The following is a 19,084-nucleotide window of genomic DNA, read 5'->3' as shown; positions in this document are numbered from 1 at the left end:
AAACGGGGCTTCGGCCCCGTTTTTCGTTGTATGCACCGAAATCAGACGCGGCGATCAGCGCGGGTAGATCGCGCCAAGCACCCGTTCGGCGGCGGCACCCGTCACAGCCGGCAAATTGCCCGGCAGGCGCGCCATACAGCGCATCGCCAGCCATGCGAACGCCAGCGGTTCCACCTGGCTTGGCGGCACGCCGAGCGCATCGGTGGTCATGACGGGCACGCCACTCACGCCGCTATCTTCCAGCGCCTGCTGAAGCGCCTTCATAATCTCCGGATTGCGCGCGCCGCCGCCGCACACATAAACCGCTTCAACATCCGGCGCGTGCCGCTCGATTTCGCGGGCAACGGTCACCGCCGTCAGGGCGACCAGCGTCGCTTGCACGTCGGCCGGGTTCAGCCCGGTGAACGGCTGCAGCTTCGCGTCCATCCATTCGGAATTGAACAGATCGCGGCCGGTGCTCTTTGGCGGCTGCTGGGTGAAAAACGGTTCGTCGAGCAAGGCGTTCAGGAGCGTGCGATCCACCTGGCCGCTCGCCGCGAAATGGCCGTTTTCGTCGAACGGCTTGCCAAGATGGCGATGCGCCCACTCGTCGAGCAGCGCATTGGCTGGCCCGCAATCAAAGCCGCGCACGCTGCCGGTCGCGCTCAGAATCGTGATGTTGCTGATGCCGCCCAGATTGCAGACCACCCGCGTTTCGTTTTTCGCGCCGAACACGGTGGCGTGAAAAGCCGGCACCAGCGGCGCGCCCTGGCCGCCGGCCGCGACGTCGCGGCTGCGGAAGTCGGCGATCACGTCGATCTGCGTCATTTCGGCGAGCAGCGCGGGGTTGTTGATCTGCCGCGTAAAGCCCTTTTCCGGCCGATGCCGCACGGTCTGCCCGTGCACCCCGATCGCCCGGACCTCCGCGGCGGACACGTGGCTGCTGCATAGCAGTTCGTGGCAGCACACCGTGTAGCGGGTGGCGAGCGCATTGGCGGCCAGCGCTTCGCGCTCGATCTCGTTGTCGCCGGGCTGCTGCAGCGCGAACAGGGCGTCGCGCAGGCTGTCCGCGAAACCCACAAACGCTTCGGCCAGCACCTCCGGCGGCTTCCCTTGGGTGAACCGGACGGCCACGCCGTCCACGCCGTCCATGCTGGTGCCGGACATCAATCCAAAGTAGACGCCGTCTGCGGGGTCTTGCGCCACGTTGCTGCTCCTCTCTAGGGTTCGTTGCGATTCGTTGTAGCAGATTATTGGCCTAAACGCGGTCGGATATAAAGCGCTGCGACGGTGCCAGCGCGACTCGCGGCGCGGAAATCGTGTGCCGGCAGCGCGTTTGCGGCGGCGTGAGTGGGCGCGGCGGCGCGCATCTATGGGACAATCTCCTTTTATCGCGACTTCAAGTTTCCAGCATGAGCACCGAGTCCACCAAGCCCAATTCCGCCTCCGCCTTTCCGATCACCGACGAAGTCCGTCACGCGCTCGCCGTCACCAAGCGCGGTGTCGACGAACTGCTGATCGAAGAGGAGTTCGCGCAAAAACTCGCGAAGAGCGCGGCCACCGGTGTGCCTCTGCGCATCAAGCTCGGGCTCGATCCGACCGCGCCTGACATCCACATCGGCCATACGGTCGTGCTGAACAAGATGCGCCAGTTGCAGGATCTCGGCCACACGGTGATCTTCCTGATCGGCGATTTCACCTCGCTGATCGGCGATCCGTCGGGCCGCAACGCCACGCGCCCGCCGCTCACGCGCGAGCAGATCGAATCGAACGCGAAAACGTATTTCGAGCAGGCCGCGCTCGTGCTCGACCGTGAGAAGACCGAAATCCGCTACAACAGCGAATGGTCGATGCCGCTCGGCGCCGACGGCATGATCAAGCTCGCGTCGCGCTACACGGTGGCGCGGATTCTCGAGCGCGAGGATTTCACCAAGCGTTTCCAGGGCGGCGTGCCGATCTCGATCCACGAATTCCTGTATCCGCTGATGCAAGGCTACGACTCGGTCGCGCTGAACGCGGACCTCGAACTCGGCGGCACGGACCAGAAGTTCAACCTGCTGGTAGGCCGTGAGTTGCAGAAGCAGTACGGCCAGGAGCAGCAGTGCATTTTGACGATGCCGTTGCTCGAAGGGCTCGATGGCGTCGAGAAGATGTCGAAGTCGAAGAACAACTACATCGGCATCAGCGAAAAGCCGAATGACATGTTCGGCAAGCTGATGAGCATTTCCGACGTGCTGATGTGGCGTTACTTCGAACTGCTGTCGTTCCGTCCCATGGACGAGATCGCCGGCTTCAAAAAAGAGATCGAAGCGGGCCGCAACCCGCGCGACTTCAAGGTGATGCTCGGCCAGGAAATCGTCGCGCGCTTCCACTCGCAAGCCGACGCCGAGCGCGCGCTCGAAGATTTCAACCATCGCGCGAAGGGCGGCGTGCCCGACGATATTCCGGCCGTGACGCTCGCGGGCGCGCCGCTCGCCATCGGTCAGTTGCTCAAGCAGGCCAACCTCGTGCCGTCGACGAGCGAAGCGCTGCGCAACATCGAGCAGGGCGGCGTGAAGATCGACGGCGCGACCGTGTCCGACAAGGGGCTGAAGGTCGAAGCGGGCGAGTACACCGTGCAGGTCGGCAAGCGCCGCTTCGCACGCGTTACGCTGACGGCCTGATGGGCAGAACGTTGCAGTTGGAGCCGAGCCGATGATCGCGCTGATCCAGCGCGTGCGCCGCGCGGAAGTGCGCGTGGCCGACCGGGTGACCGGCGCGATCGAGGCGGGGCTGCTCGCGCTTGTGTGCGCCGAGCGCGGCGACACCGAGGCGGCGGCCGACCGCCTGCTCGCCAAGGTGCTCGGCTACCGTGTTTTCAGCGATGCGGCCGGCAAGATGAATCTTTCCGTGCAGAATCTCGACGGCGCCGGGCGTGCCGGCGGTTTGCTGCTCGTGTCGCAATTCACGCTGGCGGCGGACACCAATAGCGGCCTGCGCCCGAGCTTTACGCCGGCCGCGCCGCCGGATGAAGGCAAGCGTCTGTTCGACTACTTCGTCGCGGCGGCGCGTGCGAAGCATTCGATTGTCGAGACCGGCGAATTCGGCGCCGATATGCAGGTGTCGCTCGTCAATGACGGGCCGGTCACGTTCTGGCTGCAAACGAACGCCTGAGCGACAACGGTCGTTCCAAATGCGCGTCACGGCGCGCATCTCCCCTCCAGCCGCTTTTTGCGACAATAGCGGCTCGGCATTTCCGGGCCCTTGGCGCTTACTTCATCCCATGACTACGCAGATTTTGTTCATCCGTCACGGCGAGACCGACTGGAACCGCATCAAACGCATCCAGGGTCACATTGATATTCCGCTCGCAACGACGGGCCTTGCCCAGGCGCAACGTCTTGCGCGCCGCATGGCCGACGAGGCGAAGCAGGGCGCACGGCTCGACGCGATCTATTCGAGCGACCTGCAACGCGCGCAGCAAACCGCGCAGCCGATCGCCGATGCGCTGGGCTTGCCGTTGCAGCTTCGCGAAGGTCTGCGCGAGCGCTCATACGGTGCATTCCAGGGCCACGACAGCGACGAGATCGCGCTGCGTTTTCCCGACGAGTACGCGCACTGGCAAACTCGCGATCCGGGCTTTGCGCCGCCGGAAGGCGAGTCGCAGCGCACGCTTTACCATCGCGTGCTGCATGCCATTGAGCCGTTGGTCGCCGCGCATCCCGGCGGGCGGATTGCCTGCGTTGCGCATGGCGGCGTGCTGGATTGCGTGCGGCGGTTCGCCTGCGGTTTGTCGCTCGATGCGCCGCGTGATTACGCATTGCTGAACACGAGCGTGAATGTGGTGGATTTCAACGACGGCAAGGCGACGGTCGTGTCCTGGGCGGACATTTCACATCTCGACGCGCCGAGCGCCGACGATAGTTTCAAGAAGGTGCCGGAACCGGGACGTTAATCGGCTCAGCTACGCCGCGCCGCCAGCGTCAGCAGGGCGGCGGGGTTGGGTTTGCTCGCGCGACGTGTCTCGGCTCAGCTCGCGGCCGAATCCCACAAACCAGGCAGTCCGCTCGACGATTCCGGCGCGGCGAGACCGAAATGCCGGTAGGTCAGCAGCGTGGCGACCCGGCCGCGCGGCGTGCGCTGCAGGAAGCCTTGCTGGATCAGATACGGCTCGAGCACGTCTTCGATCGTGTCGCGCTCTTCGCCGATGGCCGCCGCCAGATTGTCGACGCCGACCGGGCCGCCGTCGAACTTGTGCAGAATCGCTTCGAGCAGCTTGCGGTCCATCAGATCGAAACCCACTGCGTCCACGTCGAGCATTCTGAGCGCGGCGTCGGCCACTTGCGCGGTGATGTTGCCGTCGGCTTTCACTTCGGCGAAGTCGCGCACGCGCCGCAGCAAGCGATTGGCGATCCGCGGCGTGCCGCGCGCGCGTTTGGCGATTTCAAATGCGCCGTCCGGGTGAATCTGCGCATGCAGTAGCGACGCCGAACGCGTGACAATGCGCGCCAGTTCCTCGGCGTTGTAAAACTCGAGCCGTGCCACGATGCCGAAACGGTCGCGCAGCGGATTGGTCAGCATGCCCGCGCGCGTGGTCGCCCCGACCAGCGTGAACGGTTGCAGGTCCAGCTTCACGCTGCGCGCGGCCGGCCCTTCGCCGATCATGATGTCGATCTGATAATCCTCTAGCGCCGGGTACAGAATCTCCTCGACGACCGGTGAGAGCCGATGGATTTCGTCGATGAACAGTACGTCGTTGGCTTCGAGGTTGGTGAGCAGCGCGGCGAGGTCGCCCGCGCGTTCGAGCACCGGCCCGGAGGTTTGCCGCAGATTGACACCCATTTCCCGCGCGATGATATGCGCGAGCGTTGTTTTGCCCAGACCCGGCGGGCCGAACAGCAAGACGTGATCGAGCGATTCGGAGCGGCGCTTGGCGGCCTCGATGAAGATTTCCAGCTGGCCGCGGACTTTTTCCTGCCCGACATATTCGTCGAGCTGGCGCGGGCGCAACGCGCGCTCGAACGCTTCTTCGTTCGACGAGACGGGCGTGGCCGCGATGATGCGCTCGGTGGCGAGTTTGTCGGTTTCGATCATGCGGCCATTGTACCGCGCGCGGGTGCGGGCGGCGCCTTACCTGACTGCCACGGGCCACCTGGCGCGCGCGCATGGCGGCGGGCCCGAAGGCCCGGCCTCAGGCCTTGGAGAGGGCCTTCAGCGCGAGCTTGATACCCTCGGACACGCCGGTGCCGGCCGGCACGTTCTTGACGGCCGCCAACGCTTCCTTCTCGGAGTAACCCAAGGCGATCAGTGCGTTCAGGATGTCCGAAGCGTGGTCGGATGCGGACGCCGCGCCAGCCAGCGTGCCCAGGTCGGCGCCGATCTTGCCCTTCAGTTCGAGGAGCAGCCGCTCCGCCGTCTTCTTGCCGATGCCCGGCACGCGCGTGAGGCGCGCCGCGTCCTGCATCGTCACGGTTTGCGCGAGTTCATGCACGCTCATGCCGGAGAGCACGGCGAGTGCCATGCGCGCGCCGATGCCGGTGATCTTCAGCAATTCGCGGAAGGTCGAACGTTCCTCGGCGGTGCCGAAGCCATAGAGTAGATGCGCGTCTTCGCGAACGATCATCTGCGTGAGCAAGACGACGCGCTCGCCGGTCGAGGGCAAGTTGTAGAACGTGCTCATCGGCACATCGACTTCGTAACCGACGCCGTTGCAGTCAACGAGCAGATGCGGCGGGTTTTTTTCCAGCAGAACGCCGGCAATGCGACCGATCATGGCGGATTCAATCTTGTGAGAAAGGGCGAGTGTAGCGCAGCGCGTGAGCGGGGAGTTATGCCGCATCTCAGTTGACCCGCGCGAGGCCGCCCCATAAACTGCAATCCCTTTTGGCGAGTTCTCGTCCCACTCACCCAGAAGGAGTTTTCATGCTGAGCCTCACCACCCTCGCGCTGTTTGCCGGCGCGTGCCTCGCGTTGACCGCTACCCCCGGGCCGGACATGTTGCTGATAGCCTCGCGCAGCGTCAGTCAGGGACGTTCCGCGGGCTTTGCTTCGCTAGCGGGTATTCTGGTCGGCACGTATTGCCATGCATTGGCAGCGGCGTTTGGCCTGTCGCAGCTCTTTCTGGCCGTACCCATCGCATACGACGTCGTGCGTTTCGCGGGCGCTGCGTATCTGCTGTACCTCGCCTGGAAAACATTTCGCGCGCAAGGCACGGTGCTCTCGCCGAATGCCTCGATGATCCGCTATCCGGTCGGCCGCATTTTCCGCCAGGGCCTCTTCACGAATCTGCTGAATCCGAAAATGGCGCTTTTCGTGCTCGCCTTGTTCCCGCAATTCGTGCGGCCTGAAGCGGGCTCGGTGGCGTTGCAGATCATGGTGCTCGCAACGGTGCTCAACGCGATCGGGTTTTGCGTCAACGGCGCGGTGATCCTGATGGCGAGCAAGTTGAGCCGCGGGTTGTCGGCGGGGCGCCGGCCGTCACGCTTGCCGCAGTATCTGCTCGGGACGGTGTTTGCCGGCCTGGCCTGCCGTCTCGCGCTGGCTAGCCGGAACTGACTGCTGCGCTACCCGACCAGGCGTCCGCGCCTCACACGCAGCCCTTTCTTCGCCAGTGAAGGCGCAATGCCGCCGAGCGTACTCAGCGTCGTGCCGCCGTGCGCGTGGCAGATCGCCATGCCGAGCGCGTCGGCGGCGTCGGTGCTGGGTACACCGGAGAGATTGAGCAGGCGCACCACCATCTGCTGCATCTGCTCCTTGGTCGCGCGGCCGTAGCCCACCACGGCCTGCTTCAATTGCAGCGCGGTGTATTCGGCGACCGGTACACCGCCCGCGACCAGTCCGCAGATCGCCGCGCCGCGCGCCTGGCCGAGCAGCAAGGTGGATTGCGGGTTGACGTTGACGAACACCTTTTCGATCGCCGACTGATCCGGCGAGTGCTGACGGATCAGTGTCGAGATGCCTTCGAAAATGGTACCGAGGCGCGATGGCAGATCGGCGTCGGCGGTTTTGATTACGCCGCTCGCGACGTAGCTGAGCGTGTGTCCGGTTTGATCGATGACGCCAAAGCCGGTGACGCGCAAGCCGGGGTCGATGCCAAGAATTCTCATGAGGTGCCGCAGATGCGGTGAAAACCAGTTGCTTGCGATACTACCGCACGCACGCCGTGTGGTCCCAAAGAAAACGGCCCGGCGGACAATGCCGCCGGGCCGTTTTGTCGAAGCTTGAAGCGCCGGCGGTAACCTCTGCTTCACAAGGAAGCCGGCGCCGCCAGTCCAACGCGAATCAATGACGGAAGTGACGCACGCCGGTCAACACCATGGCGATGTTGTGCTCGTCCGCTGCGCCGACCACTTCGTCGTCACGCATCGAGCCGCCCGGTTGAATCACGCAGGTCGCGCCAGCCGCGACCACCACATCCAGGCCGTCGCGGAACGGGAAGAACGCATCCGACGCCACCGCCGAACCCGTCAGCGTCAAGCCGGCGTTCTGCGCCTTGATGCTGGCGATGCGCGCCGAGTCCACGCGGCTCATCTGGCCCGCGCCGACGCCGAGCGTCATGCCGTTGCCGCAGAACACGATCGCGTTCGACTTCACGTACTTCGCCACGCGCCAGGCAAACAGCAGGTCGTCCATTTCCTTCGGCGTCGGGTGACGCTTCGTGACCACACGCAATTCGCGCGGCTGCACGTTCTTCGAATCGAGCGATTGCACCAGCAGACCACCGCCCACGCGCTTCAGGTCGAACGCGTTATGGCCTTCACCCAAGGCGATTTCCAGCAGACGCACGTTCTGCTTGGCCGCGAACACCTGGCGCGCGGCCGCGCTGAACGACGGCGCGATCAGCACTTCGACGAACTGCTTGGCCACAGCTTGCGCCGTGGCTTCATCCACTTCGCGGTTGAACGCGATGATGCCGCCGAACGCCGAGGTCGGATCGGTCTGGAACGCCTTGGCATACGCTTCGTTTGCGTCCGCGCCCACCGCCACGCCGCACGGGTTCGCGTGCTTGACGATCACGCAGGCCGGCACGTCGAAGGTCTTCACGCATTCCCACGCTGCGTCGGAATCGGCGATGTTGTTGTACGACAGTTCCTTGCCCTGCAACTGGCTATAGTTCGCCAGCGCACCCGGCTGCACCACCAGGTCGCGGTAGAACGCCGCGCTTTGATGCGGGTTTTCGCCGTAGCGCAGATCCTGCACCTTGCTGAACGCGAGGTTGAACGTAGCCGGGTAGGTGTTGCGCGACGAGTGTTGCAACTCGTCGGTCAGGCTCGTCAGGTAGTTCGTGATCGCGCCGTCATACTGCGCGGTGTGCGCGAACACCTTGGTGGCGAGACGGAAATTCGTCTTGTACGACACAGCGTTGCTGTTCGCGCGCATTTCTTCGAGCACGACCGCGTAGTCCGCCGGATCGACCACCACCGTCACGTCGCGGTGATTCTTCGCGGCCGAGCGCAGCATGGTCGGGCCGCCAATGTCGATATTCTCGATCGCGTCTTCCAGCGAGCACTCTTCTTTCGACACGGTCTGCACGAACGGGTACAGATTCACGACCAGCAGGTCGATGGTCGGAATGTCGTGCTTTTCAAGCGCGGCCATGTGTTCCGGCAGGTCGCGGCGCGCCAGAATGCCGCCGTGCACCTTCGGATGCAGCGTTTTCACGCGCCCGTCCAGCATTTCCGGGAAGCCCGTGTAATCGGCGACTTCGGTGACGGACAGACCCGCGTCCGCGAGCAGTTTCGCGGTGCCGCCGGTCGACAGGATCTTGACGCCGAGGTCCGACAGCGACTTGGCGAAGTCGACGATGCCGGACTTGTCGGAAACGGAGATGAGCGCTTGCTTGATCATGATGAAGACGAAAAGCCGAAGGGAAACGTGGCAGGAGCGCCCAAAAACTACAACAAACCGTGCTGTTGCAGCTTCTTGCGCAGCGTATTGCGGTTAATGCCGAGATACTCGGCGGCCAGCGACTGATTGCCGCCTGCCTGCTCGAGCACCACTTCGAGCAAGGGTTTTTCCACGCACGAAATCACCATGTCATAGACATCGTGCGGATTGGAGCCGTCGAGATCCTGGAAATACATGCCCAGGCTGTCGCGGACAGATTGTTCGATATTGTTCTTGCTCATGCTGCTAGTCGGTCGGTAGGGTCCTCGCCCGTGTTGTCGAGCGTTTCATCGACGTAGACGAGGCGGTCGGAGATCGCCTTTTGTGCGTCGAAGAATTCGTTGACGGCGAGGAGTTGTTCGCGCGTGGTGTCCAGCGTATTCATGCGATGCCGGAACACGTTGGCGCCGGAAAGGCCGCGAGTGTACCAGCCGATGTGCTTGCGCGCAGTGCGGACACCCGTGAACTCGCCGTAGAAGGCGTAGTGATCCTCGAGATGCTCGTTCATCACCTGCTGGATTTCGTCGATGCGCGGCGGCGGCAGCAACTCGCCCGTTTGCAGGAAATACTCGATCTCGCGGAACAGCCACGGGCGCCCCTGCGCGGCGCGGCCGATCATGATCGCGTCGGCGCCGGTGGCGGCAAGCACCTCGCGCGCTTTGTGCGGCGACGTGATGTCGCCGTTCGCCACGACCGGAATGCGCACCGCCGCTTTCACCGCGGCGATGGTCTCGTATTCGGCCTCGCCGTGATACAGGTCGGCGCGCGTGCGGCCATGCACGGTCAGCATGGAGATGCCGGCGGCTTCGGCGAGGCGCGCGATGGTCAACGCATTCTTGTTGTCGCGATTCCAGCCGGTGCGGATCTTGAGCGTGACGGGCACCGCGTCGGGCCCGACGCCCACCGCGCCCACCACCGCCTCGACGATGCGCTGCACCAGCGGTTCGTTCTGCAACAGGGCGGAACCCGCCGCGACGTTGCACACCTTCTTGGCCGGGCAGCCCATGTTGATGTCGATGATCTGCGCGCCGTTCGCCACGTTGTAGCGGGCCGCCTCGGCCATCATGGCCGGATCGGCGCCGGCGATCTGCACGGCGATTGGCTCGACCTCGCCCGCGTGGTTGGCGCGACGCATGGTCTTCTCGCTTTTCCACAGCTGCGCGTTCGACGCGACCATTTCCGACACCGCATAGCCCGCGCCCAGCCGTTTGCACAGTTGCCGGAACGGCCGGTCGGTCACACCCGCCATGGGTGCGACGAACAGGTTATTACGCAGATTGTGAGAGCCGAGAGTGGGCATGGCGTGGACGTGCGCGCGGCCGATTGCTCAGTTTCTGTCAATCGGAGTGGTCGCGAAATGCAAGGAAAACCACCATTTTAGCGTTAACGGCTAGCCGGTACCCGACATGTGGCTGTCGTAACTCATTAAATCTTCTATGAAAGTGTGCCGGATCATAGAGCCGGCGCCCCTCGCCCGGTGTTGTTCAGATCGGGCAGAGGGGGAGTGCGGAGTGAGCGTGCGGTGCGCTCAGCGGCGCTGTCCGAACATCATTTGCCGGGCCAGCGCCGTTTTTACCGGCGGCAAGAATTCGAGTGCCGTGAGCGCGAGGCCGCGCATGACCGCGAGCGGCGCGAAGTCGACGGTGAACAGGCGCGCGAGCGTGTCGGTAGCGCCAATCGTCATGCGCCGGTCGAGCGCGCGGCGTTGCGCGAACGTGGCCAGCGCAAACGGGGTGGGGCCCTCCGTTGCCAGGGCGTCCGCCAGCGCGTGAGCGTCGCGCAGACCGAGGTTCAGGCCTTGGCCCGCGACCGGATGCAGCGTTTGCGCCGCATTGCCGATCGCCACCACGCGGCCTTTCACGAGCGTCTCCACCGTGTTCAACCCCAGCGGGAACGACGCACGTCCGACGATTTGCGTGAAGCGGCCCATGCGGTCGCCGAACGCGGCGTCGAGTTCTCGCAGGAACGCTTCGTCGGACAGTTGCGCGCGGCGCGCGGCTTCCTCGGGCGCGCAGCACCAGACCAGTGCGTAGTCCGCTCCGCGCACGCCGCCCATGGGCAGCAGCGCGATCGGACCTTGCGACGTGAAGCGTTCCCACGCCACGTGCGGCTGCGGGGCGGACACGGTTACCGTGCCGACCAGCGCGGTCTGGCCGTAGTCGCGCGTCCCGTTCGTGGCGGGGCGTTTGCGGGATGACCCACCGGTGTGCTTGCCGGCCGGTGAGCCCGCGGTCTCGCCGGTGCCATCGCCTGCCTGCTTGTCCGCGCGTTGGTCGGTGCGCTTGTCGACTTTCTGGTCGCCGAACAGGCCGCCTTCCGCGCTCACGAGAACCCGCGTACGCAATTGGCGCGTGACGCCCGCGGTTTCGATCGGCAGCGTGACGCCGTCGGAATCCTGAATCGGCGCCGCGGCGGAGGTGGAACGGAACCAGTGCACGGAGGTGGCATGCACCGCCTCGGCGAGACCGTGCACGATCGAGCCGTAACGCAGCACGTAACCCAGTGCCGGCAAGCCGTGTTCGCTGTGGTCGATCAGCGTGCGGCCGAAGTGGCCGCGCTGCGATACGTGAATTCTCTGGATCGCGGTGGCGCTGGCGGGCCAGCGCAGCGGCTCCAGGATCATCCGGCTGCCGTGTGAAACGGCGATGGCGCGCGGGTCGGCGATCGAATCTTCCGGTTCGCGCGCATCGACGAGCGCGATTTTCAGCGCCTGCGTCGCGCTGCGGCGCGCCAGCCAGCCGGCCAGCGCGAGCCCGACCGGACCGGCGCCGACGATCGTCACGTCGAAATCGAAGGAATGATCGGCCGCTGCGGGCTTCAGGATCACCGCCGACTGTGAAACGTCGTTCATCGCGAATTACTTCCTTGTTTCGTGGGCCGCGCGGGCTTCCTGCATCAGCGCCTCGATCTCGGCGGCGGCCACCGGCACCTCGCGCGTGATCAGTTCACAGCCGGTCGGCGTGACGATGGCGTCGTCCTCGATGCGGATGCCGATGTTCCAGTAACGCTCGGGGACGCCTTCAGCCGGCCGGATGTACAGACCCGGCTCGATGGTCAGCGTCATCGAGGCTTGCAGCGTGCGCCATGGCAGGACGCCCGCCTCGTCGCGCGGCGCGCCGCGCTCGCGGTAGTCGCCGACATCGTGCACGTCCATGCCGATCCAATGGCCGGTACGGTGCATATAGAAGGGGGCGTAGGCGCGCTCGGCGATCACGTCGTCAACCGAGGCGAACTTGGTCCGCTCGATGATGCCCGTGTCGAGCAGGCCTTGCGACAGCACGCGCACGGCGGCCTGGTGCGGCTCGTCGAAGGTCGCGCCGGCGCGGGTGGCGGCGATGGCGGCCTGCTGCGCGGCCAGCACGATGTCGTACAGCTCGCGCTGCGCAGGCGTGAAGCGGCCGTTCGCGGGGAACGTGCGGGTGATGTCGGAGGCGTAGCCGTCGAGTTCGCAGGCCGCGTCGATCAGGATCAGGTCGCCGTCCTGGGCGATCGCGTTGCCGGCCGGGTAGTGCAGCACGCAGGCGTTGGCGCCTGCCGCGACGATGGACGTGTACGCCGGCGCCTGTGCGCCGAACTTGCGGAATGTGTACAGCAGCTCCGCTTCGAGTTCGTACTCGCGCACGCCGGGATGGCAGGCGGCCATGGCGCGGCGATGCGCCTCGGCGGAAATCTGCCCGGCGCGGCGCATGATGGCGAGTTCGTGGTCGTCCTTGGTGAGCCGCATGTCGTCGAGCAACGGCACCAGATCGCGTGCCGTGGCCGGCGCGGCGACGCCGCCGCGGCCCTGGGCGCGCACGGCGTCGAGCCAGCCGCGCACCTGTTCGTCCAGCTTCGCCGACGTGCCGAGCGCGTAGTGCAGCGACGGTTTGTCCGCGAGCAGCCGCGGCAGCTGCGTATCCGCTTCGCCGATGGCGAACGCGGCGTCGAAGCCGAATGCCGTGCGTGCGCCTTCCGGGCCGAAGCGAAAACCTTCCCACGTCTCGCGCTCGACATTTTTCTCGCGGCAGAACAGCACTGAAGCCGGCTCGCCGGGCGCGGCGCTGGCATCGAGCACCAGCAGCGCATCGGGCTCGGTGAAGCCGGTCAGGTAGTAGAAGTAGCTGTCGTGCCGGTACGGATAATCGGCGTCACGGTTGCGCAGCACTTCCGGCGCGGTCGGGACGATGGCGACGCCGCCACCCGCCGCACGCAGCGCGGCGAGTACGCGCTCGCGGCGCGTGCGGTAGACGTCGATGGCGATGGTGGGTTCGGTCGGCTGGTTCATCGTGCGATTGTAGCGTCCAATGGTATTGCGCCAATGCGCCGGGTTATTTTGCATGGGATGTCTGCGCAAGTCATGGCGAAGGCGCACGCTGCAACGTTGCAATCCGTCCACAGCGAGTCTGCATAAGGCTTTCGGAGCGCCCGGAAGGCGCGACTGAGTGGTCGCGCACGCCGCCAAACACTTATACTTTCGCCGGATTCAAGAAAAGGCAGATGGTCATGATGAAACTCATCGGTTCGCTCGCCAGCCCCTTCGTGCGTAAAGCGCGGGTCGTGCTGGCCGACAAGAAGATCGACTACGAACTGGTGCCCGAGAACGTCTGGGCGCCGGACACCAAGATTCACACCTTCAATCCGATCGGCAAGGTGCCGTGCCTCGTGATGGAAGACGGCGAAGCGGTGTTCGACTCGCGGGTGATCTGCGAATACGTGGACACGCTGTCGCCGGTCGGCAAGCTGATTCCCCAGTCGGGGCGCGAGCGCCTCGAGGTGCGCTGCTGGGAAGCGCTGGCCGACGGCGTGCTGGACGCGGCCGTGCTGATTCGCCTCGAAAGCACGCAGCGGTCGCCGGAGCATCGTGTGGACGCGTGGGTCGCGCGGCAGCAGCGCAAGATCGACGAAGGTCTGATCGCGATGTCGCAAGGATTGGGCAGCAAGCCGTGGTGCGCGAGCAATCACTACACGCTGGCGGACATCGCGGTGGGTTGCGCGTTGGCTTATCTGGACTTCCGCATGCCCGAACTGAACTGGCGCGAGCCGTATCCGAATCTGGACAAGCATTTCCAGAAGCTTTCGCTGCGCCAGTCGTTCATTGATACGGTGCCGTCCGACTGAGTGGACGGCTGATTGGATGGCACGAGGTCAGCGAGTTGATTAGCGTTGCCTGCAATGTCGGCAAGTTTGCAAAATGATGTCATTCATTCTTTCAAAAGCATGAATTAAAGCTTTCGATCGTGGTAAAAATGCGCCTGCTCGTCAGGCGCATTTTTTTTGGGCCTGCCACCGAAGTGAATAACATCGCAGAGATTTCCATCATGAAACACTATCGCGTTGCCTTTGCTGCTTCCGTCTGTGCCTTATTTGCCGCGTGCTCGAACGTCGGCAATATCGATTCGTCCGCGTTGATCAAATCCGGCCAGCTGGCCACGCAAGCCGCCACGCTAAGCGAGACTGACGTGCGTGCACTGAGCGACAAATCGTGCGCGCAACTGGATAGCGAAAACCAGATCGCCGCCGCGAACAGCAAGTATCAGAAGCGCCTGAACACCATTGCCGCGCAACTGGGCGACAACATCAACGGCACGCCGGTGAACTACAAGGTGTACGTCACCAAGGACATCAATGCATGGGCCATGGCCAATGGTTGCGTGCGCGTCTACAGCGGTCTGATGGACATGATGAACGATTCGGAAGTGCGCGGCGTGGTCGGCCATGAAATGGGCCACGTGGCACTCGGTCATACGAAGAAAGCCATGCAGGTCGCGTACGCGACTTCGGCGATGCGTTCGGTGGCGTCGTCGGCAGGTGGCGTGGCAGGCGCGCTTTCGGGCTCGCAGTTGGGCGACTTCTCCGAGAAACTGATTAACGCGCAATTCTCGCAAGCGCAGGAAAGCGCAGCGGACGATTATTCATTCGACCTGCAGAAAAAGAAGCATCTCGATCCTTCGGGATTGGTGACGGCATTCAACAAACTCGCGCAAGTGGATGGCGGTAAATCGAGTATGTTGAGTTCGCATCCGTCGTCGCCGGCGCGCGCGCAGCATATTCAGCAGCGTATCGCTTCGAATCAGTAAGGCCGGATTCGTTCTGAAACGCGCGCCGACGGTATTGAGCGGCGCGCGTATTTTCTAATTGGGCTTGGGGCGCGCATTTCACCGCGCCGCATTCGCGACAAACGGCGTGTGCAAATGAATGCGCATTGTCGTTACTTATTGCCCGCCGTTTCCACGCCGCCGGATACCCGGCCCGAACGCAAAGCCGAATGCCAGCAGCAGTAATGAAACCGCCAGCACCGTGTTGTTGCCGCTCGTGACGTAAGGGGTGTTGCCCGAGGTGCCTTGCACCGTGACGTCGAGCGAGCCGACCGTGTACGGCGTCAGGCGTCCGAGCACCTTGCCATTCGCGTCGATGGCGGCTGTCATTCCGGTGTTGGTCGCGCGCAGCATCGGCCGGCCGGTTTCCAGCGACCGCATGCGCGCGATCTGCAGATGCTGGTCGAGCGCGATCGTGTCGCCGAACCACGCGAGATTGGTCGAATTGACCAGCACGCCGGCGGGCGTCTCGTTTTCGCGGATGCTGCGCGCAATCTCCTCGCCAAAAATATCCTCGTAGCAGATGTCGACCGCGACCGGCTGGTTGTGGACCATGAACGGCTTCTGCACCGGAGCGCCGCGGAAGAAGTCGCCGAGCGGAATGCTCATCAGATTGACGAACCAGCGAAAGCCCCACGGCACGAATTCGCCGAACGGGACAAGGTGGTGCTTGTCGTAGCGGTACACATTGCGTGTGCCGGGCGTTACGCCGAACAGGCTGTTCGTGTAGTCGATCACCTGGCCTTCCGGCGTGATCGTGCCGCCGATCGCGCCGAACAGGATCGCGCTGCCGGTCGAATCCGCGAAATTGCGTACCGCCGAGGCGAACGGCGCCGGCAATTGCTGCGCGAGGACCGGAATGGCGGTTTCCGGCGTGACGATCAGATCGGCCGGCTTCGAGGTAATCATCTGCTGATACTCGGCGATCGCGGCGCGCATGCCGGATTCCTCGAACTTCATGTCCTGCTTGACGTTGCCTTGCAGAAGCCTCACGGTCAGCGGCGCGTTGGCCGGTACGGTCCACTGCGCGAGCGGCAGCAGCAGGCCGGCCACGATGAGCGCCAGCGCTACGGCGCCCGGCACCACGGTGCGCGACATGCCGGGTTTCGCGCCGTTGCCGTTTCTGGCGTCGCCCTGGCCGGATTGTCTGGCAGGCATGAGCGGCAGGAGTGCCTGCACGATCAGCGCGGCCACGAGCGCCAGCATCCAGCCGACGCCGTACACGCCCGCCACCGGCGCGAATCCGGCAAACGGGCCGTCCACCTGCGCATAGCCGCTCGCCAGCCACGGAAAGCCGGTAAACACCGTGCCGCGCAGCCATTCGCCGATCGCCCAAGCGCTCGCGAATGCCAGCGCGCCGTGCCAGGTCGGCGAGAACGGCGTGTCGTCAACCGCATTGCCTTTGCGCGCGTGGCCGGCACAGAACGACCAGATGGCGGCGGCCAATGCCGGATAGATAGCCAGATAGAGCGAGAACAGCACGACAGCCGCGCCGGCGAGCGGCGCGGCCATGCCGCCGTAAAAATGCATGCTGACGTACAGCCACCACACGCCGCTCACGAAATTGCCGAAACCAAATGCACCTCCCGTCAGCGCGGCGCTTTTCCAGCCGGTGGTACGCGTGAGCCAGGCGAAGAAGAACACGAAGATCGCGAGCTCCAGCCAGCCGCCGTGCGGTGTCGGCGCAAACGACAGGGTGTTGGCGGCGCCCGCGGCCAGCGCGACGAGGTAATGCCAGCGGGGCAGTACGCGGCCACGCGTGTCCGGGGCGGCAGACGCGCTCACGCCGCGAGGCGAACGGGAAGTAATCGGGTCGGCCATTGTTGCGTGGTCGGCGTGAGAGGTTGAGGAGGCAAAGAAGCGAACCGGCGCGAGGCCGGCCTAGCTCTGCACGTGCTGCGCTTCGCGTTCGCGCTGGCCGGCCAGCGGATCGCGGCGCACCAGCAGCATATGAACCTGGCGAGCGTCGCCGCGCAGAATCTCGAAGATCAGGTCGTCGAGGCGGACTTTTTCTCCGCGATGCGGCACGCGCCCGAAATGATGCGTGACGAGTCCGCCGATCGTATCGACTTCCTCGTCGGAGTAGTGCGTGCCGAAGGCCTCGTTGAACTGCTCGATCTCGGTCAGCGCGCGCACGCGGAAACGTCCGTCGGGCGAGGCGATGATATTGCCGCTTTCCTCGTCGAAATCGTATTCGTCTTCGATATCGCCGACGATCTGTTCCAGCACGTCTTCAATCGTGATCAAACCGGCCACGCCGCCGTATTCGTCGACCACCACCGCGAGGTGATTGCGATTCACACGGAAGTCATGCAGCAGCACGTTCAGGCGCTTCGATTCGGGGATGAACACGGCGGGGCGCAGCATGCCGCGCACGTCGAATTCTTCTTCGGCGTAGTAGCGCAGCAGGTCTTTGGCCAGCAGCACGCCGATGATGTTGTCGCGGTTGCCTTCGAAGACCGGATAGCGCGAGTGCGCTTTTTCCAGCACGTAAGGGATGAACTCGGCGGGATTGTCCGCGATGTTGATCGCGTCCATTTGTGCGCGCGGCACCATGATGTCCCGGGCGCTCAGTTCGGACACCTGGAACACGCCTTCGATCATCGACAGCGAGTCGGCGTCGATCAGGTTGCGCTCGTGAGCGTCCTGCAGAATTTCCAGAAGTTCGGCACGCGAGTCGGGCTCGGGCGAGATGAAGTCGGTCAGACGCTCGAGGAGCGAGCGCTTTTCCTGCGGTTTGTCGGTTTGTCGTCGACTGGGATACGTGTCGTTCATGGTAGTGCGCCCGGCAAGACTGGGCGCGCTGTTGCAGAGCATTAAGGATACACCAGCCACATGGCGGGACCGTGTCCCGCCCGGCTGGGCGATGGTGAAGCGGCTCCGCCGCGGCGGCGGTGCGTAGGTCAATCCTAACTGATTACGCGCGGAAAAGCGTTCTGGAGCAAAAAAGCGTTACTTGAGGCTCGTCTCGCGGCACCGTTCGAGCAGCGCTTCGAGCGCGCGGTCGGGCATGCCGCTTTCGCGCAGCGCATGCACGGTGCGGCTGACGTAGTCGAGCGTGGTGCCGTAGCGCCCGCTCGCGCAGCCGAGCACGGTCTTGACGATGTCGTCGCGCAGCTTGCCGGTGTAGCTCGGCGCGTCGCGGCGCATCACGAACGCGAGCGCGTCGACCCGCCGGCCGTCGGCGAGCACGCAAGGCAGCCATGCCGGACGATACGAGCCCATCGGCATTTCGCGGCGCCAGAGCGCTTCGAGATGCGGCATCGAGCCCTCGGCAGCCAGTCGGAACGCGATGCCGCTGCACGAACCGCCGCGGTCGAGCGCGAGCACGAGGCCCGGCTGTTCGGGCGTGCCGCGGTTCACGCGCGACCACAGGTACAGTCCGCGGTGATAGCCGTGCACCTTCGAGCGCGTTGCCTCGACAGTGGGCAGGCCGGGGTTCCAGATCAGCGATCCATAGCCGAACAGCCACAGATCGCTCTTGCGGTCCCAGCCGCGCAGCGTGCATTCGAGCGACGCGCGCAATTCCTCGTCCGTCAGGAGCCGTGATTCGCCGAGCACCGGCGGGTAATCCGGGCAGGGCGTTCGGGTATCGGCTTCAGGGGACGAGGTGCTCACGGTCAGTTTGAATCGGGGTTGCGGTTGGCGGCGCGCCAGAAGATGGCTAGACGAGGGCTAGAAGCGCCGGCTTATTGATAAGGGTCGGGAAAGCCCAGCTTGCCGAGGATTTCCGTTTCGATCGCTTCCATTTCCTCGGCTTCTTCCTCGTCTTCGTGGTCGTAGCCTTGAGCGTGAAGCGTGCCGTGCACCAGCAGATGGGCGTAGTGCGCGACGAGCGGCTTGCCCTGCTCAGCGGCTTCTTTCTCGACCACCGGGCAGCACAGGATCAGGTCGCCCGTCACCGGATCGTCTTCCGATTCGGCGTACGCGAAGGTCAGCACGTTGGTCGAATAGTCCTTGCCGCGATAGGTGCGGTTCAGCGTGCGGCCTTCTTCGGCGTCGACGAAACGCACCGTCAGTTCGCCGTCCGCGAACAGCGCCGCTTTGATCCAGCCGGCCACCGTTGCGCGCGGCAGAAGCGCCTTGTGTTCCGGCCAGGCCTTGGCGGCGGGAAATTGCAGATTCAACGTCAGTTTCGGGGCGCGGCTCATGCGGTTTCGATGGGT

At 64.5% G+C, this 19,084-nt stretch carries 19 protein-coding genes; 6 read left to right on the top strand and 13 right to left on the bottom strand.

Annotated features, from left to right (window positions below; genetic code table 11):
- Positions 1-54 precede the first annotated feature (54 nt).
- Entirely contained in the window at positions 55-1,185 is a 1,131-nt protein-coding gene (locus tag A6V37_RS01735) for an anhydro-N-acetylmuramic acid kinase (protein WP_064285710.1), read from the bottom strand.
- Positions 1,186-1,391: 206 nt separating this feature from the next.
- Here A6V37_RS01735 and tyrS point away from each other — a divergent pair, with 206 nt between their 5' ends.
- The 3 genes from tyrS to A6V37_RS01720 all read left to right on the top strand — a co-directional run bounded on the left by tyrS (position 1,392) and on the right by A6V37_RS01720 (position 3,913).
- Positions 1,392-2,642 (top strand): tyrosine--tRNA ligase, encoded by a 1,251-nt coding sequence (tyrS, locus tag A6V37_RS01730; protein WP_064268829.1) that lies wholly within the window; start codon positions 1,392-1,394, stop codon positions 2,640-2,642.
- 31 nt (positions 2,643-2,673) lie between these two features.
- Positions 2,674-3,132 (top strand): D-aminoacyl-tRNA deacylase, encoded by a 459-nt coding sequence (gene dtd, locus A6V37_RS01725; RefSeq protein WP_064268828.1) that lies wholly within the window; start codon positions 2,674-2,676, stop codon positions 3,130-3,132.
- A 109-nt stretch (positions 3,133-3,241) separates the two neighbouring features.
- Positions 3,242-3,913 (top strand): histidine phosphatase family protein, encoded by a 672-nt coding sequence (locus A6V37_RS01720; RefSeq protein WP_064268827.1) that lies wholly within the window; start codon positions 3,242-3,244, stop codon positions 3,911-3,913.
- A 74-nt stretch (positions 3,914-3,987) separates the two neighbouring features.
- Here A6V37_RS01720 and ruvB read toward each other — a convergent pair whose 3' ends face one another.
- Together ruvB and ruvA are read right to left on the bottom strand one after the other, a co-directional pair.
- On the bottom strand, positions 3,988-5,052 hold the full coding sequence (gene ruvB, locus A6V37_RS01715) for a Holliday junction branch migration DNA helicase RuvB (protein WP_064268826.1): 1,065 nt from the start codon (positions 5,050-5,052) through the stop codon (positions 3,988-3,990).
- A 97-nt stretch (positions 5,053-5,149) separates the two neighbouring features.
- Positions 5,150-5,731 (bottom strand): Holliday junction branch migration protein RuvA, encoded by a 582-nt coding sequence (ruvA, locus tag A6V37_RS01710; protein WP_064268825.1) that lies wholly within the window; start codon positions 5,729-5,731, stop codon positions 5,150-5,152.
- 149 nt (positions 5,732-5,880) lie between these two features.
- On the opposite strand from ruvA, the gene A6V37_RS01705 reads away from it, so the two are divergent.
- Entirely contained in the window at positions 5,881-6,513 is a 633-nt protein-coding gene (locus tag A6V37_RS01705; RefSeq protein WP_064268824.1) for a LysE family translocator, read from the top strand.
- Positions 6,514-6,521: 8 nt separating this feature from the next.
- On the opposite strand, the gene ruvC is transcribed toward A6V37_RS01705, so the two are convergent.
- From ruvC to A6V37_RS01675, 6 genes are all read right to left on the bottom strand, one after another.
- Positions 6,522-7,064 (bottom strand): crossover junction endodeoxyribonuclease RuvC, encoded by a 543-nt coding sequence (gene ruvC, locus A6V37_RS01700; RefSeq protein ID WP_064268823.1) that lies wholly within the window; start codon positions 7,062-7,064, stop codon positions 6,522-6,524.
- 175 nt (positions 7,065-7,239) lie between these two features.
- Positions 7,240-8,805, bottom strand: coding sequence for a bifunctional phosphoribosylaminoimidazolecarboxamide formyltransferase/IMP cyclohydrolase (gene purH, locus A6V37_RS01695; protein ID WP_064268822.1), 1,566 nt, complete (start codon positions 8,803-8,805; stop codon positions 7,240-7,242).
- 47 nt (positions 8,806-8,852) lie between these two features.
- Complete coding sequence (locus A6V37_RS01690) at positions 8,853-9,086, bottom strand: Fis family transcriptional regulator (RefSeq protein WP_007180440.1); 234 nt, start codon at positions 9,084-9,086, stop codon at positions 8,853-8,855.
- On the bottom strand, positions 9,083-10,144 hold the full coding sequence (gene dusB / locus A6V37_RS01685) for a tRNA dihydrouridine synthase DusB (RefSeq protein ID WP_064268821.1): 1,062 nt from the start codon (positions 10,142-10,144) through the stop codon (positions 9,083-9,085). The genes A6V37_RS01690 and dusB overlap by 4 nt, the downstream gene beginning before the upstream one ends.
- 228 nt (positions 10,145-10,372) lie before the next feature.
- Positions 10,373-11,695 (bottom strand): UbiH/UbiF/VisC/COQ6 family ubiquinone biosynthesis hydroxylase, encoded by a 1,323-nt coding sequence (locus tag A6V37_RS01680; RefSeq protein ID WP_064285708.1) that lies wholly within the window; start codon positions 11,693-11,695, stop codon positions 10,373-10,375.
- A 6-nt stretch (positions 11,696-11,701) separates the two neighbouring features.
- On the bottom strand, positions 11,702-13,108 hold the full coding sequence (locus A6V37_RS01675) for an aminopeptidase P N-terminal domain-containing protein (RefSeq protein ID WP_064285724.1): 1,407 nt from the start codon (positions 13,106-13,108) through the stop codon (positions 11,702-11,704).
- Between the two features lie 218 nt (positions 13,109-13,326).
- On the opposite strand from A6V37_RS01675, the gene A6V37_RS01670 reads away from it, so the two are divergent.
- Both A6V37_RS01670 and loiP read left to right on the top strand, forming a co-directional pair.
- Positions 13,327-13,941, top strand: coding sequence for a glutathione S-transferase C-terminal domain-containing protein (locus A6V37_RS01670; RefSeq protein WP_207547637.1), 615 nt, complete (start codon positions 13,327-13,329; stop codon positions 13,939-13,941).
- A 200-nt stretch (positions 13,942-14,141) separates the two neighbouring features.
- Positions 14,142-14,900 (top strand): metalloprotease LoiP, encoded by a 759-nt coding sequence (loiP, locus tag A6V37_RS01665; protein ID WP_064268928.1) that lies wholly within the window; start codon positions 14,142-14,144, stop codon positions 14,898-14,900.
- Positions 14,901-15,035: 135 nt separating this feature from the next.
- On the opposite strand, the gene lnt is transcribed toward loiP, so the two are convergent.
- The 4 genes from lnt to ybeY form a co-directional block, all read right to left on the bottom strand.
- On the bottom strand, positions 15,036-16,739 hold the full coding sequence (lnt, locus tag A6V37_RS01660; RefSeq protein WP_064268818.1) for an apolipoprotein N-acyltransferase: 1,704 nt from the start codon (positions 16,737-16,739) through the stop codon (positions 15,036-15,038).
- Between the two features lie 60 nt (positions 16,740-16,799).
- On the bottom strand, positions 16,800-17,693 hold the full coding sequence (locus tag A6V37_RS01655) for an HlyC/CorC family transporter (RefSeq protein ID WP_064268817.1): 894 nt from the start codon (positions 17,691-17,693) through the stop codon (positions 16,800-16,802).
- 177 nt (positions 17,694-17,870) lie between these two features.
- Positions 17,871-18,536: a gamma-glutamylcyclotransferase gene (locus tag A6V37_RS01650; RefSeq protein WP_064268816.1), complete on the bottom strand. Its 666-nt coding sequence runs from the start codon at positions 18,534-18,536 to the stop codon at positions 17,871-17,873.
- A 71-nt stretch (positions 18,537-18,607) separates the two neighbouring features.
- On the bottom strand, positions 18,608-19,069 hold the full coding sequence (ybeY, locus tag A6V37_RS01645) for an rRNA maturation RNase YbeY (protein WP_064268815.1): 462 nt from the start codon (positions 19,067-19,069) through the stop codon (positions 18,608-18,610).
- Between the last annotated feature and the right edge of the window lie 15 nt (positions 19,070-19,084).

The sequence above is a fragment of the Paraburkholderia ginsengiterrae genome (assembly GCF_001645125.1).
Lineage (GTDB): Bacteria > Pseudomonadota > Gammaproteobacteria > Burkholderiales > Burkholderiaceae > Paraburkholderia > Paraburkholderia ginsengiterrae.
The sequence above is the reverse complement of the archived record's forward strand: the minus strand, read 5'-3'. Positions and strand labels throughout refer to the sequence as shown.

Coding starts and splice junctions, on each gene's coding strand:
- purH (WP_064268822.1), bottom strand. CDS start 8,805: ATGATCAAGCAAGCGCTCATCTCCGTTTCCGACAAGTCCGGCATCGTC.
- A6V37_RS01720 (WP_064268827.1), top strand. CDS start 3,242: ATGACTACGCAGATTTTGTTCATCCGTCACGGCGAGACCGACTGGAAC.
- A6V37_RS01655 (WP_064268817.1), bottom strand. CDS start 17,693: ATGAACGACACGTATCCCAGTCGACGACAAACCGACAAACCGCAGGAA.
- A6V37_RS01690 (WP_007180440.1), bottom strand. CDS start 9,086: ATGAGCAAGAACAATATCGAACAATCTGTCCGCGACAGCCTGGGCATG.
- A6V37_RS01675 (WP_064285724.1), bottom strand. CDS start 13,108: ATGAACCAGCCGACCGAACCCACCATCGCCATCGACGTCTACCGCACG.
- A6V37_RS01705 (WP_064268824.1), top strand. CDS start 5,881: ATGCTGAGCCTCACCACCCTCGCGCTGTTTGCCGGCGCGTGCCTCGCG.
- dtd (WP_064268828.1), top strand. CDS start 2,674: ATGATCGCGCTGATCCAGCGCGTGCGCCGCGCGGAAGTGCGCGTGGCC.
- ruvA (WP_064268825.1), bottom strand. CDS start 5,731: ATGATCGGTCGCATTGCCGGCGTTCTGCTGGAAAAAAACCCGCCGCAT.
- ybeY (WP_064268815.1), bottom strand. CDS start 19,069: ATGAGCCGCGCCCCGAAACTGACGTTGAATCTGCAATTTCCCGCCGCC.
- lnt (WP_064268818.1), bottom strand. CDS start 16,739: ATGGCCGACCCGATTACTTCCCGTTCGCCTCGCGGCGTGAGCGCGTCT.
- ruvB (WP_064268826.1), bottom strand. CDS start 5,052: ATGATCGAAACCGACAAACTCGCCACCGAGCGCATCATCGCGGCCACG.
- A6V37_RS01670 (WP_207547637.1), top strand. CDS start 13,327: ATGATGAAACTCATCGGTTCGCTCGCCAGCCCCTTCGTGCGTAAAGCG.
- ruvC (WP_064268823.1), bottom strand. CDS start 7,064: ATGAGAATTCTTGGCATCGACCCCGGCTTGCGCGTCACCGGCTTTGGC.
- loiP (WP_064268928.1), top strand. CDS start 14,142: ATGAAACACTATCGCGTTGCCTTTGCTGCTTCCGTCTGTGCCTTATTT.
- tyrS (WP_064268829.1), top strand. CDS start 1,392: ATGAGCACCGAGTCCACCAAGCCCAATTCCGCCTCCGCCTTTCCGATC.
- dusB (WP_064268821.1), bottom strand. CDS start 10,144: ATGCCCACTCTCGGCTCTCACAATCTGCGTAATAACCTGTTCGTCGCA.
- A6V37_RS01680 (WP_064285708.1), bottom strand. CDS start 11,695: ATGAACGACGTTTCACAGTCGGCGGTGATCCTGAAGCCCGCAGCGGCC.